The 17,849-nt window shown below is 40.9% G+C and carries 15 protein-coding genes and 1 tRNA gene; 6 read left to right on the forward strand and 10 right to left on the reverse strand.

Annotated elements, in window-relative coordinates; genetic code table 11:
- Window positions 1–427 precede the first annotated feature (427 nt).
- The 3 genes from pdxH (at window position 428) to MXE38_RS05160 (ending at window position 3,369) form a co-directional block, all read left to right on the forward strand.
- The gene (pdxH, locus tag MXE38_RS05150; RefSeq protein ID WP_246912886.1) at window positions 428–1,069 is read left to right on the forward strand and encodes a pyridoxamine 5'-phosphate oxidase; all 642 of its coding nucleotides are present in this window, start codon (window positions 428–430) and stop codon (window positions 1,067–1,069) included.
- A gap of 400 nt (window positions 1,070–1,469) precedes the next feature.
- A complete protein-coding gene (locus MXE38_RS05155) occupies window positions 1,470–2,300 on the forward strand; it encodes a DUF2726 domain-containing protein (RefSeq protein ID WP_246912887.1) in 831 nt (276 codons plus the stop codon).
- A gap of 85 nt (window positions 2,301–2,385) precedes the next feature.
- On the forward strand, window positions 2,386–3,369 hold the full coding sequence (locus tag MXE38_RS05160) for a flagellin (protein ID WP_246912888.1): 984 nt from the start codon (window positions 2,386–2,388) through the stop codon (window positions 3,367–3,369).
- A gap of 63 nt (window positions 3,370–3,432) precedes the next feature.
- Here MXE38_RS05160 and purU read toward each other — a convergent pair whose 3' ends face one another.
- The gene (gene purU, locus MXE38_RS05165; RefSeq protein WP_246912890.1) at window positions 3,433–4,281 is read right to left on the reverse strand and encodes a formyltetrahydrofolate deformylase; all 849 of its coding nucleotides are present in this window, start codon (window positions 4,279–4,281) and stop codon (window positions 3,433–3,435) included.
- A 637-nt stretch (window positions 4,282–4,918) separates the two neighbouring features.
- On the opposite strand from purU, the gene MXE38_RS05170 reads away from it, so the two are divergent.
- Window positions 4,919–6,232, forward strand: coding sequence for a citrate synthase (locus MXE38_RS05170; RefSeq protein WP_246912891.1), 1,314 nt, complete (start codon window positions 4,919–4,921; stop codon window positions 6,230–6,232).
- 521 nt (window positions 6,233–6,753) lie between these two features.
- Here MXE38_RS05170 and rplT read toward each other — a convergent pair.
- From rplT to thrS, 4 genes are all read right to left on the reverse strand, one after another.
- Window positions 6,754–7,113, reverse strand: a complete 360-nt coding sequence (gene rplT / locus MXE38_RS05175) for a 50S ribosomal protein L20 (RefSeq protein ID WP_246912892.1) — start codon at window positions 7,111–7,113, stop codon at window positions 6,754–6,756.
- A 16-nt stretch (window positions 7,114–7,129) separates the two neighbouring features.
- The gene (gene rpmI, locus MXE38_RS05180) at window positions 7,130–7,342 is read right to left on the reverse strand and encodes a 50S ribosomal protein L35 (protein ID WP_246912894.1); all 213 of its coding nucleotides are present in this window, start codon (window positions 7,340–7,342) and stop codon (window positions 7,130–7,132) included.
- An 83-nt stretch (window positions 7,343–7,425) separates the two neighbouring features.
- Window positions 7,426–7,968: a translation initiation factor IF-3 gene (gene infC / locus MXE38_RS05185; protein ID WP_246912943.1), complete on the reverse strand. Its 543-nt coding sequence runs from the start codon at window positions 7,966–7,968 to the stop codon at window positions 7,426–7,428.
- 157 nt (window positions 7,969–8,125) lie between these two features.
- Window positions 8,126–10,075 (reverse strand): threonine--tRNA ligase, encoded by a 1,950-nt coding sequence (thrS, locus tag MXE38_RS05190; protein WP_246912896.1) that lies wholly within the window; start codon window positions 10,073–10,075, stop codon window positions 8,126–8,128.
- A gap of 268 nt (window positions 10,076–10,343) precedes the next feature.
- Here thrS and MXE38_RS05195 point away from each other — a divergent pair.
- Both MXE38_RS05195 and MXE38_RS05200 read left to right on the forward strand, forming a co-directional pair.
- Window positions 10,344–10,421: transfer RNA gene (locus MXE38_RS05195), tRNA-Val, on the forward strand.
- A gap of 429 nt (window positions 10,422–10,850) precedes the next feature.
- Window positions 10,851–11,498, forward strand: a complete 648-nt coding sequence (locus MXE38_RS05200; protein WP_246912897.1) for a hypothetical protein — start codon at window positions 10,851–10,853, stop codon at window positions 11,496–11,498.
- A gap of 133 nt (window positions 11,499–11,631) precedes the next feature.
- Here MXE38_RS05200 and purF read toward each other — a convergent pair whose 3' ends face one another.
- From purF to lolA, 5 genes are all read right to left on the reverse strand, one after another.
- Window positions 11,632–13,149: an amidophosphoribosyltransferase gene (gene purF / locus MXE38_RS05205; RefSeq protein ID WP_246912899.1), complete on the reverse strand. Its 1,518-nt coding sequence runs from the start codon at window positions 13,147–13,149 to the stop codon at window positions 11,632–11,634.
- Window position 13,150: 1 nt separating this feature from the next.
- Entirely contained in the window at window positions 13,151–13,669 is a 519-nt protein-coding gene (locus tag MXE38_RS05210; RefSeq protein ID WP_246912901.1) for a CvpA family protein, read from the reverse strand.
- A complete protein-coding gene (serS, locus tag MXE38_RS05215; protein WP_246912902.1) occupies window positions 13,669–14,970 on the reverse strand; it encodes a serine--tRNA ligase in 1,302 nt (433 codons plus the stop codon). Before serS ends, MXE38_RS05210 begins: the two co-directional genes overlap by 1 nt.
- A gap of 291 nt (window positions 14,971–15,261) precedes the next feature.
- Window positions 15,262–16,860: a replication-associated recombination protein A gene (locus MXE38_RS05220; RefSeq protein ID WP_246912903.1), complete on the reverse strand. Its 1,599-nt coding sequence runs from the start codon at window positions 16,858–16,860 to the stop codon at window positions 15,262–15,264.
- Between the two features lie 134 nt (window positions 16,861–16,994).
- The gene (gene lolA, locus MXE38_RS05225) at window positions 16,995–17,711 is read right to left on the reverse strand and encodes an outer membrane lipoprotein chaperone LolA (protein WP_246912905.1); all 717 of its coding nucleotides are present in this window, start codon (window positions 17,709–17,711) and stop codon (window positions 16,995–16,997) included.
- Between the last annotated feature and the right edge of the window lie 138 nt (window positions 17,712–17,849).

Consider the following 17,849-nt stretch of genomic DNA (forward strand, 5'->3'; position numbering starts at 1 on the left):
GGATTTTATAAAGACAAGAGATTAAAAATACCTTATCTTTATATAAGAATTTCTAATAATAAAAACTTTATAAATATGCAGAGCTCTTGCTCTCTAAGCACCAAAATAGTGATTTTTAAAAAATCATGTTACTTGCGATAAAAATGCACTTTTACTATCACTTAATAAACTCTTGTTCTCAGTCATTGCCCAATAATGGTACAAATTTTTATTAAACCCTCCTTATAAGGTTACTTGCTCTAGTTCAGGGCAGCTAACAATATTTGCAGTGAAATTTCTCCACTTTAATAAACTAAGAACTACAATTAAGCTCCGATACTAGGCTCAAATAGCAGTTTTCAGGCTGAGCGTTACTCAAACGCCAAACTGACACAAACTATTTAGCTTTTCATTTTAGATTGCAGCCATTAAATTAAAGAGATTAGAGATGATTGATGTAGGACCATTACGCCGCAGCTATACCATGGCAGGACTTGATGAAAAGGATCTAACCCCCACTCCTATTCCTCTCTTTGAGCGCTGGCTCAAGGATATGATTAATGCTAATCTTTACGACCCTAATGGCGTAGTTGTTAGCACTGTGGACGAAAGTGGTCAGCCTTATTCACGTATGGTTTTATTAAAGAACTATGATGAAAAGTCTTTAGTATTTTTTACTAATTTAGGCTCTCGTAAAGCACAACACTTAGCTCACAATCCTAAAATTTCTATGCTCTTTCCTTGGTACTACTTAGAGCGTCAAGTAATGTTTGTGGGCACTGCCCAAAAGCTTTCTGTACCTGAGGTAATTAAGTACTTCCACTCCCGCCCTCGTGACAGTCAAATTGGCGCTTGGACTTCCCATCAATCCAGTAGAATTAGCGCCCGCTCCGTACTAGAGAGCAAATTTGCCGAGCTTAGAGAAAAATTCAAAAATGGTGAAGTACCACTACCAACTTTCTGGGGTGGCTACCGTGTCTTTTTCCATCAGGTAGAATTTTGGCAAGGCCGTGAAAACCGCCTGCATGACCGCTTCATTTACGACCTAAATGAAGATGGTACCTGGACTACCTCTCGTTTAGCCCCATAAGTGCCAGCACTAAGCGCTAGGCGCCTAGCGCCCAGCGCTGGCGCTGGGCTAGCACTGGCCTGAGCCGCATTGATAAGACCGACCCATTACCAAGTGAGTCGGTTTTGTCGTTTTATAGGCCTATCAGGGCCAAGATTTTGGTTTAGTCGGGCAAGACAGTGAAGGGCTATAAGTGGCTTGGGCTTGGCAGGGCATGTAAGGGCTGGAGCTGTGCTTGGCTGGGCTAAGCTGATCTGAGCTGAGCTGAGCTGGGTAGGAGTTTAACGAATGGGGATGGAGTGGCTTTTAGGGCTTAGTTGGGCAGAATGGGGATAGTGGTGCTATATAATTTTTAATGCATTACTTTTATAATGATATAATATATCTGATTATGATTTTGTGGGTTTAATTGCGCTGTATTATGTTTATTATTGAATATCTCTTCTCCTTATCTTTGTCTCAACTAGTTCTTCATATTGCTGGTGCTTTATTTGTGGTTTTAATCATAGGACTACTTATGCCAAGTGGAGGCCAAAAGAGTAAAGAGCAAGACAATAAGGCCCAGAGTAAAACTAGAAGACCTGCTGCTAATAAAGCCAATAAAAAGGCTAGCGAACCTCAAAAGGAAGCTTCTAAAGGTCTCTTTGGCAAATTATTTAGTAAAAAGCCTCATGATCCAAGCTTTGATTTTCTAAACAATAAATCAGATCAAGCCTTAACTGGCTTTACTCATCCTAATGCCACTGATCATGCCAGTGAGTTGGTCAAAGCCACTCCAGATAGTGCTGCCAAAGGTCCTGATACTAGTGAACTTAATGCTCTTTTCACTACTATGATTAAAGCAGGCGCTATTGAACATAAAAATTTCTTAGTTACCAACTTTGAACATCACTATTTAGAAAAGCTGAGAATTTGGTTTGGCTACAAGTACGAAATTTATTGCCAAGTTAGTGTCGGCTCAGTAGTTAATATCAATCCTATGGTTGATCTACCTAAGACTGCCAGTGAAAAAATCGATAGGAAGCAGCGTCTGTTATTTGCTCAAAAATGCCATAACATGTGTTTTGACTTTTTGTTAATTGAAAAAGGCACTGATCGCATTGTTTGTGCTATTGAGTTAGATGATCCTACTCACCTTAGTGAAGATAGAAAACAAAGAGATAGACGCTTGGATAAGATTTGTATTGCCGCTAAGTTACCTATCTTCCATATTACTAATATTTATCAAAAACCTGATATTAGACGACTATAATTGAGCAGTGATAACTTTATAATATAGCTACCAAAATATTTAAAAATAACTATGCATTTTATGGTTCTAATTTAGGGATAGTTTTATGGCCATCTATGTCAAAACTAATATTAGCTCTTTACAGAGTCAGCGCTTTTTAAACAATGCCCAGAACCAATTAAATGTATCTTACCAGCGCCTAGCCTCAGGCTTGCGCATTAACTCTGCTAAAGATGATGCAGCAGGACTGCAAATCGCAGATCGCTTAACCTCACAGATAAATGGTCTTAATCAGGGAAATCGTAATGCCAACGATGGTTTGGCCCTGCTTCAGACTATTGATGGAGCTGTAGATGAAATTACCAATAGCCTCCAACGTGCTCGTACTTTACTAGTACAGGCAGCTAACGGCACCTACTCTAATGATGATCGTATTGCTATTCAGCATGAGGTAAGACAAGCTCTCTTAGGCGCATCAGCTATTGCTACCGATACTACTTTTGCAGGCAAAAAAATTCTCATGGGTCATATGAAAGGCCCAGATGATATCTATGAGGATATCCCTAATGGTAAAAACCATATTCCAGGTATTTTGCGTTTACAAGTAGGAGCCAATCACGGCGATCAAATTGTTGCTCAGGTTAAAAATTTCTTTGTCCCTGAGCTTATGATTGACACCAAATATCCAACTGGCCCAGGTGGACGCAATCAAACTGTTGAGGATATGTCCAAGGGTGCTTTTGTAGTTGATAAGGCCCAGGATGGCACAGCAGAAGCTTTAACAGTTGATATCTCAACTCAAGAGCTTGCCAGTAACGCTCTAGGAGCCATTGACTATGTAATCAATGAGGTCTCATCCCGTCGTGCTGATTTAGGCGCTTATATGAGCCGTTTAGAATCCTCTATCCGTAATCAATCTAATGTAGCAGAAAACCAAGCTGATGCCCGCTCTCGTATACGTGATACTGACTTTGCATCTGAGACAGCTAATCTCACTCAAATTAATATTATTCAGCAAGCTGCTAGCTCTATTTTAAGCCAAGCTAATAGTCGACCTAATATTGCTCTTTCTCTATTAGGCGGTATGTAGAAAGCAAAAAAGCTCCCTACTTTCGTAGGAAGCTTTTTTGATCATGCTCTTATCTAGATAATCTTAGAACACAATGGTCTTATTGCCGTGGATAAAGACCTTATTATTAAAGACCTTACCTAAAGCACGAGCTAACACTAAACGCTCTACATCACGGCCAGCCTTAGCCATCTGAGCAGCCTCATAACGATGAGTTACTTTAATTACGTCCTGCTCAATAATTGGGCCTTCATCTAAATTATCAGTAACAAAGTGGGCGGTAGCACCAATAATCTTTACACCACGCTCAAAAGCTTGTTGATATGGCTTAGCACCAATAAAGGCTGGTAAGAATGAGTGGTGAATATTAATTAACTTGCCCTTTGGATAATGCGCAACCATCTTTGGAGATAAAATGCGCATGTATTTAGCAAGAATAATATAGTCTGGATTGCAGTCATCAAGGAGCTTCATCATGCGCTCTTCTTGCTCGTCACGAGAAATACCCTCATGAGAAACAACATGGAATGGAATGCCAAATTTAGATACTAAGTCACCTAAATCAGGATAGTTACCAGCAACCATGACAATTTCTGCATTTAAAGAACCACTATAGGCTCTCATAAGCAAGTCGCCTAAGCAGTGAGACTCTTTAGTTACCAAGATAGCAATACGTGGCTTAACGGCTTTATCCTTTAACTGCACAATAGCATCATCAGGTAATTTAGCAGTTACACATTGTAAAAACTTGCTTTCGTTGCTCTGATTAAAGTCACCCTCTAAAACTGAACGCATGAAAAAGCGGTTATCTTCTTCAGAGGCAAACTGATCTTGGTGCACAATGTTAATACCAAACTCAAAACAAGTGGTAGTTACCTTAGCAATTAAACCAGTAGCATCAGTACATTCAGTAGTTAAAATCTTTTGTTGCATGACAAAATCCAATCCACTCTATGATTAGTGAGACCAAAATTCTAGGGCTACTTACTTTTATCAAAAAACAATTATTTCTACCTGAAATTGTGATCTTAATAAAAGTTAGTCTAAAGATATTAACAGAAAGAAAACACGGTCTAAAGCCACTTGCAACTTTTTATAAAGGACTAAGCGCTAACTTTTAAGCTTTGATAGTTATCTTTGGCTAGCCATAAGCCATTTTCACTGTCTTTACAGTTATACAAATTCATTATGACTAATGTATACAAATGGTGCACAAAAGAGATAAAAACAGCCATTAACTAGCTTTATTAGTGCATAAATTCGATCATCCTAAATTTTTGAAAAATTTTCGTTAATTCCTCTTACTATTCCTATTTAATACGCACCATTGTAAAGCATAGTTGTTGAGAGCTAACTAAAATAGTAACTAGGGAAAATAGAATTGTAACTATGATTAACTATCACTAATTAAGGAAAATATAGGATTTTAGCCTTTATGCACTAATATGCAGCAATTCGTATAGCAACTGCCCAATTTAGTTCATTTTTACTATTTTTAGCAAAAATTGCACTTTAATAGGTATATTCATCTTGTCTGTTGCGTCTAATGTATTTGAGGAGCAGGAAAGCAATGAGTGATTTACATGACATTACAGTCCTAGACAAGGTAGCAACTTTATCTATTCCTGGCCATGACCCTATTCAGTTGCCTATCTTAAAAGGCACTATCGGTCCAGAATGTATTGATATTCGTGAGTTAGGTAAGCAAGGTTACTTCACCTATGATCCAGGCTTTGTGTCTACAGCTGCTTGTAGCTCTCGAATTACATTCATCGATGGTAAGAAAGGCGTATTGCTATATCGTGGCTACCCTATTGCCGACCTTGCTCGTAAGGCTGACTACTTACAAGTTTGTTACTTGTTATTTAACGGTGAAATGCCTAGCAAGCGTGAGTATGATGACTTCTGCTTTAAAGTACGTCACCACACCTTAATCCATGAGCAAATCGCTTCTTTATTTAAAGCCTTCCGTCGTGACTCCCACCCAATGGCAGTTATGTGTGGTGTGGCAGGCGCTCTTAGTGCGTTCTATCACGGTGGCTTAGACATTTATGATCCTGAGCACCGTCAAGCAACAGCAATTCGTTTAATTGCTAAGATCCCAACCTTAGCAGCTATGGCCTATAAGTACTCTATCGGCCACCCATTTATCTATCCACGCAATGATTTAAGCTATGCTGGCAACTTCCTTCACATGATGTTTGCTACCCCATGTGAGAACTACGAAGTAAATCCTGTTATTGAGCGTGCTTTAGACCGTATTTTTACTCTACATGCTGACCACGAGCAAAACGCATCTACCTCATCAGTACGTTTAGCAGGTTCTTCTGGTGCTAACCCTTATGCCTGTATCGCTGCTGGTATCGCTTCTTTATGGGGCCCTGCTCACGGTGGTGCTAACGAAGCTTGCTTACGCATGTTAGAGCAAATTGGCACTGTTGATCGTATTCCAGAATTTATTAAGCGTGCTAAGGATAAGGATGATCCTTTCCGTCTCTCTGGCTTTGGTCACCGTGTTTATAAGACCTATGATCCTCGTGCTTTAGTAATGAGAGAAACCTGCCATGAGGTTCTCCAAGAGCTTAAGATTAAGGATCACCCAATTTTACGTGTAGCTACCGAATTAGAGCAGATTGCTCTGAGCGACGAGTACTTCGTAAAGCGTAACCTCTATCCAAACGTAGACTTCTACTCTGGTATTATCTTAAAGGCTATTGGCATTCCAGTAAGCATGTTTACTGTAATCTTTGCTCTAGCACGTACCATTGGTTGGATTTCTCACTGGAACGAGATGCAGAATATGGATGAAAGCCGTATCGGTCGTCCTCGTCAGATTTACATTGGCTCTCCTGAGCGTCACGTTATCGCTATGGATGAGCGCTAATAAGCCTATCCTATTAAAACCAATCCAAAAGATATAATATTTAAGAGCCCAGAGAGATATCCCTTCTCTGGGCTTTTTTTATTGCTCTCCCCTATAGCCCATCATGGCAATGCCCTCCATGGCAACGCCCATCATGACCATGACCACCATGGTCATGCCCACCATGGCCATGACCTTAAGCCTCGCTAACCCAATCATAGTAACACTCACCATCACCATCACCATCACCATCACCATCACCACCAGTAGCTACCAGTTCTATCTTTGCTACTTTAGCCTTTCTAGTACCATATTAGAAAGTATGTGTTTGTAAGGCCCCTGTCCCTTGCTAAGCTACGCTTGGCCTTGCCAGGCGTGGTGCCTAGTTTAGGCAATAAAAATCCCTATCTATTGCGGTAGATAGAGATTTGACCCATTCGGTAGTGACAGAGTTAATTGCAAAGAATGGGTTTTGGGGCAAAAAAAAAGGAGTTACCTTTTTGGTAACCCCTCTTTTGCTAAAAAGCTGAGCTTTTAGGAAATTATAAACCTAAAGCAGCACGAGCCTGGTTAGCGATGGTCTCGAAAGCGGCCTTCTCGTTGATGGCGAGCTCAGAAAGAACCTTACGATCGATTTGGATGTTGGCCTTTCTTAAACCGTTCATGAACTTGGAGTAGCTTAAGCCGTACTGACGAGCAGCAGCGTTGATACGAACGATCCAAAGAGCGCGGAATTGACGCTTCTTCTGACGACGATCACGGTAAGCATACTGACCAGCCTTGGTAACAGCCTGGACGGCAACACGGTAGGTACGTGAACGAGCACCGTAGTAACCCTTAGCTGCCTTTAAAACCTTCTTATGACGTGCACGAGCGGTAACACCGCGCTTAACTCTTGCCATTTATTGTATCCTCCGATTAAGCGTAAGGTAATTGACGCATGATTGCGCGAACATTTGAAGTATGAACGATGTTCATAGCACGTAATGAACGCTTACGCTTACGGCTCTTCTTAGTGAGGATGTGACGTAAGTTTTGGTGACGGCACTTGAAGTGACCACTGCCAGTCTTCTTGAAGCGCTTGGCAACGCCACGATCGGTCTTCATCTTGACCTTGACTTTTCCAGCCATTGTAAATAACTCCGCATTTAATGAGTAGAAAGTAAGGGGTTTAATCTACTATTGTGATTAAATCTTTTAATCCCTTAAGATTCTTATTTCTTTTTAGGGGCTAAAACCATAGTTGCTTGACGACCCTCAACACGAGAGGCGCTTTCAACTGTAGCTAATCCCTTTTCTTCGCATAGATCATGCTCTACACGCTTGAGAACATCTAGACCAAGATGTTGGTGAGCCATTTCGCGTCCACGGAAGCGTAAGGTCACCTTGGCCTTGTTGCCCTCTTCTAAGAAGCGGATCAGGTTGCGTAGTTTAACCTGATAGTCGCCTTCATCAGTAGCAGGTCGGAATTTAATTTCCTTGATCTGAACTACTTTTTGCTTCTTCTTCTTCTGATCCTTGCTCTTCTCATAGAGGTACTTGCCATACTCAACTAAGCGACAAACTGGAGGATCAGCATTAGGACTGATTTCTACTAAATCTACACCAGCTTCTTCAGCCATGCGTAGAGCTTGAGCAGTAGGTACAACACCTATTGTCTCGTTGTCCTCTCCAATTAGACGTACTTCACGACATCTAATATCACCGTTAACCCGGTTCTTTGGCTGTGGCCTACCGGTCTTTTTTGCGCTGTTTATAGCAAACTCCTACTATTCAAATTATTCAGGGATCAACCTGCAATACCAAAATCATTGTGCACTTAAGCACAACAAAAGAGCTAGCAAAGTATAAGTTACTAGCCCTTCTTGTTTAGAGAGTTAAATCTCTAAGTTAGCGACTTGTTGCAGCTTGTTTCTACTTTTTTTCCTCAGGCTTTTCATCAGCCTTGGTAAAAAGTTTGCGCGATATAATATCAGATTTAATCATGCTGATCAAATCATCAATTGACATTGCACCTAAATCTACACCTTTACGGGTACGAACAGCCACTTGACCGTTCTCAGCTTCACGATCACCACATACTAACATGTAAGGAACATGCATTAAGGTATGTTCACGAATCTTGAATCCTACCTTATCGTTACGGAGATCGGATTGAACACGAATACCAGCCTCATCAAGCTTCTTAGTAACTTCTTTTACATACTCAACTTGGTTGGAGGTAATGTTCATTACTACGGCCTGAACTGGAGCTAACCAGGTTGGGAAAGCACCAGCAAACTCCTCGGTTAAGATACCGATAAAGCGCTCTAAAGAGCCAAGCATTGCACGGTGAATCATAACTGGTACGTGCTCTTGGTTATCCTCACCTACATAGTGAGCCTCTAAACGCTGAGGTAGTGAGAAGTCGAGCTGAATAGTACCACATTGCCAGGCACGACCTAAAGAGTCATGTAAGGTGAACTCGATCTTTGGACCGTAGAAAGCACCCTCACCAGGCTGTAACTCAAACTCTAAGCCATTGGCAGTTAAAGCATCAGCTAAGTCTTTTTCAGACTTATCCCAAATCTCATCAGAGCCAATACGCTTTTCAGGACGGGTAGAAAGCTTTACGTCAATGTTGTGGAAACCGAAGTTATCATAAACTTCGTAAACCATCTTAATACACTCAGTAACCTCTTGAAGGATCTGATCTTCGGTAATAAAGATGTGAGCATCATCTTGCTCGAAACCACGTACACGTAATAAACCGTGTAAAGAACCAGAAGGCTCATTACGGTGATCCTTACCAAACTCAGCCATACGAATTGGCAAGTCACGGTAAGAACGGGTACGGCTATTAAAGATCTGGATAGCACCAGGGCAGTTCATTGGCTTAATAGCATATTCACGGTTTTCAGATGAAGTAGTGAACATGTTCTCAGCATACTTATCCCAGTGGCCAGAACGCTCCCATAAGACACGATCCATAATTTGAGGGGTGTTAACCTCAATATAGCCGTACTTATGTAACATACCACGCATGTAGTCTTCGACTAAGCGGTAGATGGTCCAACCATCATGGTGCCAGAATACTAAGCCTGGAGCTTCCTGCTGGAAGTGGAATAAGTCAAGCTTCTTACCTAAAACACGGTGATCACGCTTGGCAGCCTCTTCACGCTTTCTAATGTACTCATTGAGCTCTTCTTTGCTAGCCCATGCAGTACCGTAAATACGCTGCAACATCTTATTTTTGGAGTCACCACGCCAATAAGCACCAGCAAAGTGGGTAAGCTTAAAGTGAGAGCAGAATGACATGTGTGGTACGTGAGGGCCACGGCACATATCAGTGTACTCTTCATGGTGATATAAGGCAGGCTTATCTGACTTATCGATATTCTCTTCTAAAATTAACTTCTTGTATGGCTCATCACGCTTGGTAAAAGCATCATAAGCACCATTCCAGTCAACTACCTCTTTGATTACCTTGTAATCAGTCTTAGCAAGCTCATGCATTCTCTTATCAAGAGCTTCCATGTCTTCGGCAGTTAATTTGTGGTCTAAATCAACATCATAGTAGAAGCCGTTATCCACAACTGGGCCGATAGCCATCTTAGTAGCTGGCCATAATTGCTTAATAGCGTGGCCTAATAAGTGAGCACAAGAGTGACGAATGATCTCCAAACCATCTTTATCTTTTGGAGTAACAATCTCAACCTTGGCATCATGTGTAACTAAGTCACAAGCATCATGTAATACACCATCGATGCGACCAGCAACACAGTTACGAGCTAAACCAGGGCCGATGCTTGCAGCAATGTCGGCAATTGATACTGCGGTATCAAACTCTTTGATATCGCCATTAGGTAGAGTAATTTTAGGCATAATTCAAAACCAACGGTGCCAACGATGCACCTTGAGGTCCTCTAAAAAAATAAAACAAAGATTGCATCGCAACTATGCGCAAACTAACTCGTCAGCACTGTCCTGTGCGAAGCCATCGAATGCACAGTATACGCTCTTGGAGTATGCTTTGCACTACAATATAAGCACTTTGTTTAGCCTCAAACTAATTTTTTGTTAAAAAAATATAAAATTACACTTGCCAAGGCTAAAACTGGCCGCTATAATGCACAGCGTTCGACAGAACAATGCGCCTTTAGCTCAGCTTGGTTAGAGCATCACCTTGACATGGTGGGGGTCGGTGGTTCGAGTCCACTAAGGCGCACCATTTACAATCAGCACTACGCTGATTTTTTTATTTATATCCGTTGTATCTATAGAAACTTCACCTTACCTATTTCTTTTCCCGCCTCAACTTAATAAGATTATTACTACCTACCAAATTAATTTGCTTATTTTTATCAGTTTTTCTTAAAGGTCAGCCATGCTCAAGTTTTTTACTTACTTATTTTTAGGCCTAATTATCTTAGCTACTGTTGCTACTATAGCCATGCTTTATATGGCCTAATCATTATTTTACCTAGATCTTTTAACAACCATAGGGCTCTTTATTTTCTGTAATTACTAAAATTACAAAAAAATGTGAGCGCCTTAATACGAATACAATTTGCTAATTTAAAACTAATTTGCTTGTGTTATGCTCTAACCTAATAAATGTTTAGTTAGTCCTTAGTCCTATTTTTTTTAGGTTTGCACAATGTTAAAGAAAACTTTAATTGCCTCCGCTATCACCGTATCTTTTGCTTTAAGCGCTCAGGGTGTACAGGCTAATCCAATCACCAATTTTGTTAATGGTTTAGTTAATGATGTTGCATCTGTTCAGCTAGATGCTCGTCGTGGTGGCGCTCGCCGTGCAGCCCCACGTGCAACTCCACGAGCCACAACCTCAACTCGTAAAGCTGCTACCCCAACTCGTACTACCGATAACAAGACCGCAGCCAATAACAACACTGCTACTAATAACAATACCGCTAACCGTAATGCTCAGCCTCAACAGGCTCAAGCTGGCGCTCCAGCTGCAGCTCCAGGCGGTATGGGCATGGGCGGCTCTTTCTTAAGCTCCCTAGCAGGCGCTGGCGCTGGTGTGTTATTAGCTAATATGTTATTAAGCCCATCTGCTGCCGCTGCTCAAGGCACTGAGGTTGCTACCCCAGATATGCTTTCTGACACCCAGATTGATGAGTGCTTAACTCAAATTAAGACTGACTTAGAGGATGCTAAGCAACGTTTATCAGAGGCTGCCCCAGAGGAGCAAGCCGCTATTCGTGATCAAATCTCTAAGATGAACGAGCTTCAAATCACTTTATTAAATGAGCAATTAAACCGTCTCCAAAAGGGTGCTTAATTAGCTTTTACTAAATTGAACTAATTAAGGCCATCTTAGCTTGCTAAGATGGCCTTTTTAATTAATAAAAAAAGAGAGTCTGCATTGCAAAGTACAGACTCTCTTTTGTTTTTTTAATAACTAACTAGTTTCGTTAGATATTGTATATTTCTAAGCTTTCATTAGAATCTTTCCAAGCCTTATCAGCTTTAGCGTCGTCTGAGCGCTGCTGATCTAAGAAAGCAAAATATTCCTCATCCACACCTGGAGTAATGTAGTGGCCAGTAAATACTGACTCCTCAAAGTCAGTAAGCTGAGGGTTTTGCTCACGTACGGCATCTTCTAAGTCCTTGAGATCTTGATAGATCAAGGCATCAGCGCCGATAAGCTCACAAATCTCTTCATTGCTGCGACCATAAGCAATTAACTCTTTAACGGTAGGCATATCAATGCCATAAACGTTAGCATAGCGAACCTCAGGAGCTGCTGATGCAAAGTAAACAGCCTGAGCGCCAGCCTCTTTAGCCATATCAACAATCTGACCAGAGGTAGTACCACGAACAATAGAGTCATCAACTAATAATACTCTCTTGCCCTTAAACTCTGCTGGAATAGGATTGAGCTTATTGCGTACTGACTTTTTACGTTGCTTTTGACCAGGCATAATGAAGGTACGGCCAATGTAACGATTCTTAACAAAGCCCTGGCGGTAAGGAACACCTAAGATACGTGCGATTTGTACAGCAATATCACTGGAGGTCTCAGGAATTGGAATAACCACATCAATATTTAAATGGCTGTACTCACGCTTAATCTTTTCAGCAAGCTTAGTACCCATGGATACACGAGCAGCATAAACACTCACACCATTCATTACAGAATCTGGACGAGCAAAATATACATACTCGAAAATGCAAGGTTGTAACTTAGTAGAGCTTGCACACATATCACTGTGAAGATTGCCATTCTTATCAATAAAGATAGCCTCACCAGGAGCAACGTCACGTACTAACTCAAAGCCACAAATAGATAAGGCAACAGACTCAGATGCAACCATGTACTCATCTTTGCCATTCTCATCTTTTCTGTGACCTAAAACTAAAGGACGAATACCAAAAGGATCACGGAAAGCAACTAAGCCTACGCCAATAATCAAGGAAACTACAGCATAACCACCGCTAATATCCTCATTAACACCACGAATAGCGTTAAAGATATCATCAGCAGTTGGGAAACGTTGATAATTGGTAATGGTTTGTAAGCGCCAGGCAAAGATATTTAAAAGGATTTCACTATCAGAGCTGGTATTTACATGGCGGAAGATGCTCTCGCACTTCTGCTTTAAGGCTCTAGAGTTGGTAAGATTGCCATTATGAGCAAGAGCAATACCAAATGGAGAGTTGACATAGAAAGGCTGAGCTTCGGCAGCAGAGGATGAGCCTGCTGTTGGATAGCGACAATGGCCAATGCCAATGTTGCCTTTTAATCTCATCATGTGCTTTTGCTGGAACACTTCACTAACTAATCCGTTAGCTTTTCTTTGTCTGAAATTACCCTCATCAAGGGTAATAATTCCAGCTGCATCCTGACCACGATGCTGTAGCACAGTTAAAGCATCGTACAAGGATAAATTTACTGGTGAGTTGGCAACAATGCCCACTACTCCGCACATACTAGGCTCCTACGTTGAGGTCTAAATCTTCTGGGGTGGTTGGTCCATGTACAAAGAACCAATCTACAATACGTTGCAATTCTGGAATAAATACCGAGTCTCGATAGAAAGGAGAATCAGCAACGAAACTTAGAATATGGAGCTTAAAGCCAATTTGCATTAAGGCTAAGATCACACAAACTATTAGTACGCCTCGCAATATGCCAAAGACCATACCAAGTAAACGATCTGTTCCTGACAGACCTACTTTATTTACTATAGAGGTAATGAGCATACCGCAAATGCCAACTACAACAATGGTGGCTATAAAAAGAATTACACAAGCAACGGACTTTCGGACAATCTCGTCTGATAAAAAGGTGAGTTTTACCGATAAAAGCTCATAGTATTTACTAGAGACAATAAAGGCACTCACCCATGCTATCACTGAAATGACCTCTTTTATAAATCCACGAAATAAAGAGAGGACACCAGAAAGGATAACTACAGCGAGAATCAATATATCTGCTGTAGCTAACATTATTTAGAAATAACCTCGAGACCGTTTAAGTATTGGCGTAATACCTTAGGTACAGTAATAGAGCCATCTTCGTTCTGATAGTTTTCCATTACAGCAACTAAAGTACGACCAACAGCTAAGCCTGAACCATTTAAGGTATGAACTAACTCAATCTTGCCATCCTTGCGACGCATACGAGCTTGCATACGACGTGCTTGGAAATCAGTGCAGTTAGAGCAAGAAGAAATTTCACGATAAGTGTTTTGAGCTGGAATCCAAACCTCTAAATCATAGGTCTTAGCAGCACTAAAGCCCATATCACCAGTAGAAAGAGCTACTACACGATATGGAAGCTCTAAAGCCTGAAGTACAGACTCAGCATCACGGGTTAACTGCTCTAAGGCTACAAATGAATCCTCAGGACGTACTACCTGAACCATTTCAACCTTATCAAACTGGTGCATACGAATTAAACCACGAGTATCGCGGCCTGCAGAACCAGCCTCTGATCTAAAGCAAGGAGTATGAGCGGTTAACTTAAGTGGTAATTGATCCTCTGGAATAATCTCACCACGAACCATATTGGTAAGAGGAACCTCAGCAGTTGGGATCAAGCAGAAATGACGGTTTACATCATCACCATCAGCATTACCATTTAAATTAGTGTGGAATAAGTCCTCACCAAACTTTGGTAACTGACCAGTGCCATATAAAGAATCGGTGTTCACTAAGTAAGGAACATAAACCTCAGTATAGCCTTGTTGCTGGCAGTGTAAATCAATCATTAACTGCACTAAAGCGCGGTGTAAAGAGCAAATTGGGCCCTTCATTAAGGCAAAACGAGCACCAGAAATCTTACGGGCATTAGCAAAGTCTAATTGATCTAAGCCCTCACCTAAGGCAACGTGATCCTTAACCTCAAAATCAAAAGTACGAGGAGTACCCCAGCGACGAACTTCCACGTTCTCACTGTCATCCTTACCTACAGGTACGGACTCATCTGGTAAATTAGGAATAGTTAAAGCAATTTGCTCAATCTCAGCTAAAACAGCATCTTGCTGCTTCTTAGTGCTATCTAATTCATCGCCAATAGCACTAACCTCTGCCTTAATAGACTCTACATCCTTACCTTCACGGATGGCTTGACCAATAGACTTGGAAAGAGAGTTACGCTTAGCCTGAAGATCCTGAGTACGAACCATTAAGTCCTTTCTCTGCTCTTCAAGTGCAGTTAACTTTTCTACATCAAGAGTGTAATTACGTGTGGCTAAGATCTCTTTGGTCTTAGCTAAATCTGTGCGAATATATCTCGAATCAAGCATGATAAGCTCGCCAATGTTCTAAAACAAAAAAGCAAAGACAAGAATTACTAACTACCGTAAATTAAAAAGAGCTATTTTAGCGCAGCAATTTTTAATTTATGACAGTCAGAAATAATCAAATATTAGAAAGCTTTTTTTAAGCATCTTTCTTGTCATGACAAATTCTAAATTTTAACACGAATTAGAATTTAAGCCTAAAAGAGTTGCGCTCAATCATTAAAGGTAAGCAGAAAAATCTAACAACTAAATGAAAAAACGGCAAAAAAGTTGCGCTAATTTTAGCGCTAAAGACTAATGATGGCTATTAGTATCGCTCTCATCAAACAAATCTGGATTATAGCGCTGCAATTGCTCTTGCATTCTCTTAGCATGTTCAGCATCGTAGCGCTGCTCTGATGCAGGAGCGATAGCGTCAAGCTGTTTTAAATATTGCATGCGTTTTAATAAATAGTCCTCAAAGCCACGATTAGAAGGCTGATAATAACTACGTCCATGCAATTCCTCTGGTAAAAAGCACTCACCTGGGGCATAACCTAAAGGATAATCATGGGCATAACGATAGCCATTATGATAGCCCAGTTCCTCCATTAACTTGGTAGGAGCATTACGTATATATAAAGGCACCTCAAAAGAAGGTAGCTTACTAGCATCAGATCGGGCTTTACCAAAAGCAGTATAAAGATGGTTACTCTTAGGAGCTAAAGCCATATAAACAGCTGCTTGAGCAATAGCTCTTTGCCCCTCAGTCTCACCTACTCTAGTAAAAATATCCCAGGCATTTAAACCAATTTGCATAGCCTGAGGATCTGCAAGACCTATATCTTCAGTGGCAATAGCTAATAAGCGGCGTGCTACATATAAAGGCTCACCACCAGCCTCTAAAATACGGGCATACCAATATAAGGCCGCATCAGGATCTGAGCCTCGTACTGATTTATGAAAGGCTGAAATCAAATCGTAATAAGCATCTCCACCCTTGTCATAACTAATTAAACGCCTACCAGCAACTGCACCTACCATAGCAAAGGTAATTACTTTGCGACCATCTGGTAGAGGAGCTGCATCGTCAGAGAGCATTTCTAAAGTAGTTAGCAAATGGCGGGCATCACCATCGGATAATTCTTTTAAAGCCGCCCTAACCCTATCATCAAAGGTTAAATTTAAAGAGGCCAAGCCCCTTGGGCTGGTCAGAGCACAATCAATAAGTTGGTCTAACTCTTCATTATTGAGCTTTTTTAATACATAAACACGGGCACGAGATAAGAGTGCAGAGTTAACCTGAAAGGATGGATTTTCTGTAGTGGCACCAATAAAAATTACTGTGCCATTTTCAATATAAGGCAAAAAGGCATCTTGCTGAGCCTTATTAAAGCGGTGAACCTCATCAACGAAGAGAATGGTTCTAACATTATGACGACGGCGCTCTTTAGCTCTTTCAATAGCCTCTCTAATATCTTTGATGCCACTTGCCACTGCCGAAATTTGTTCTAATTTAGCATTGGTGCTTTTAGCAATAATAAAGGCTAGAGTTGTTTTACCAACTCCAGGAGGGCCCCATAGGATCATGGAGTAGCACTGACCACGCTCTAGTGCCTGACGCAATGGCTTGCCAGGGCCTAATAAATGACTTTGACCAATATATTCTTGTAAATTGCGTGGACGCAGACGGGCAGCTAATGGCGCAAAAGGATCTTCATCAGCCCTATCGTCAACTAAATTATTAACGCCCGCACCAGTGCTGGCAAAGCCAGCGCTAGCGCTGCTAGTGCCAGTGCTCGTGCTAGCGCTGCTAGCACTCACCACCTCTTGAGCCTCATCATTATTGTTAAGCTCTGAGCTGTTATCACTAAACTCCCAGTCAACAAATAATGAGCCTTGTCTGCTATCCATAATAAATCCTATAAGAAACAGCTCACCGCCCCATCAGGACTTACAGCCCCCAGCACTGCAAAGCACCAAGGACTGCCATACAGCCCCAGGTCATGCTATCTCAGGCCAAAAGGCTCAGTCCAGAAGGAGCGACCTTACTGGCGTTGATCATCAATTTCAACATCATTAGGTAGACGATAGTCAAAACTATCTTTAGCTACTTTATTCTTTTGATTGGTAAATAAGTAGAAATTAGTATTGCCATCATCCATACGGATTGATAGAGAGTCGATAGCCTTTATATAGGTATTATCATCCTCAAAACGATGGTCAATAAAAGAAATAGTAATACTCTTAAAGTCTTTTGATGCTTTAGGTATGAGAGTAAAACGCTGACGATCACGGGACACATAATAATCGTCCCATTTATGAGGGTCACTGCCAGTTAGCAGCATTAAAGGATTAGTACCCAAACTATCTATAGAGTAAATTGATACTTGATTAACAATAGAGTCATAGTAGTAGATATCATGGTCTTTAGTATAAAGCGCAGTCTCATCTGGAATTTTAGTATGTATCATAAACATATTAGGATGAGAGATATAAATCTTACCGCGGGATTCACTAAGCAAAGTATTATCGCTATCTGACAACTGCTGTTTGAAATTAGCAGTGAATTGCGGCATTGCACTAATTAACTCTTGCAGAGCCTTTTTATTAGCTTGCTGATCTTCACTTATGTTCTCTTTATTTATAGGAACCAGATCATTAATGTTAACTTGCTTTTGAGCGTAAGATTGTCCTGCAATTAATCCCAAAGAAAGAACTAGTGCATAGCATGAAAACTTAGCAGCAAAATTAAGAGAAGCCATAGCAAAAAAACTCCTGATTACCCTAAAAGATTAGCCTTATTTTACAAGTCTTTTTACCTACATCATAGCGAAACATACTTTAACTAAAATTAGGTACTAAGCTATGTCAACTACAATAAATAAGGCCCAAGGATCACT

The sequence above is a fragment of the Anaerobiospirillum sp. NML120448 genome, from assembly GCF_023050945.1.
Lineage (GTDB): Bacteria > Pseudomonadota > Gammaproteobacteria > Enterobacterales > Succinivibrionaceae > Anaerobiospirillum.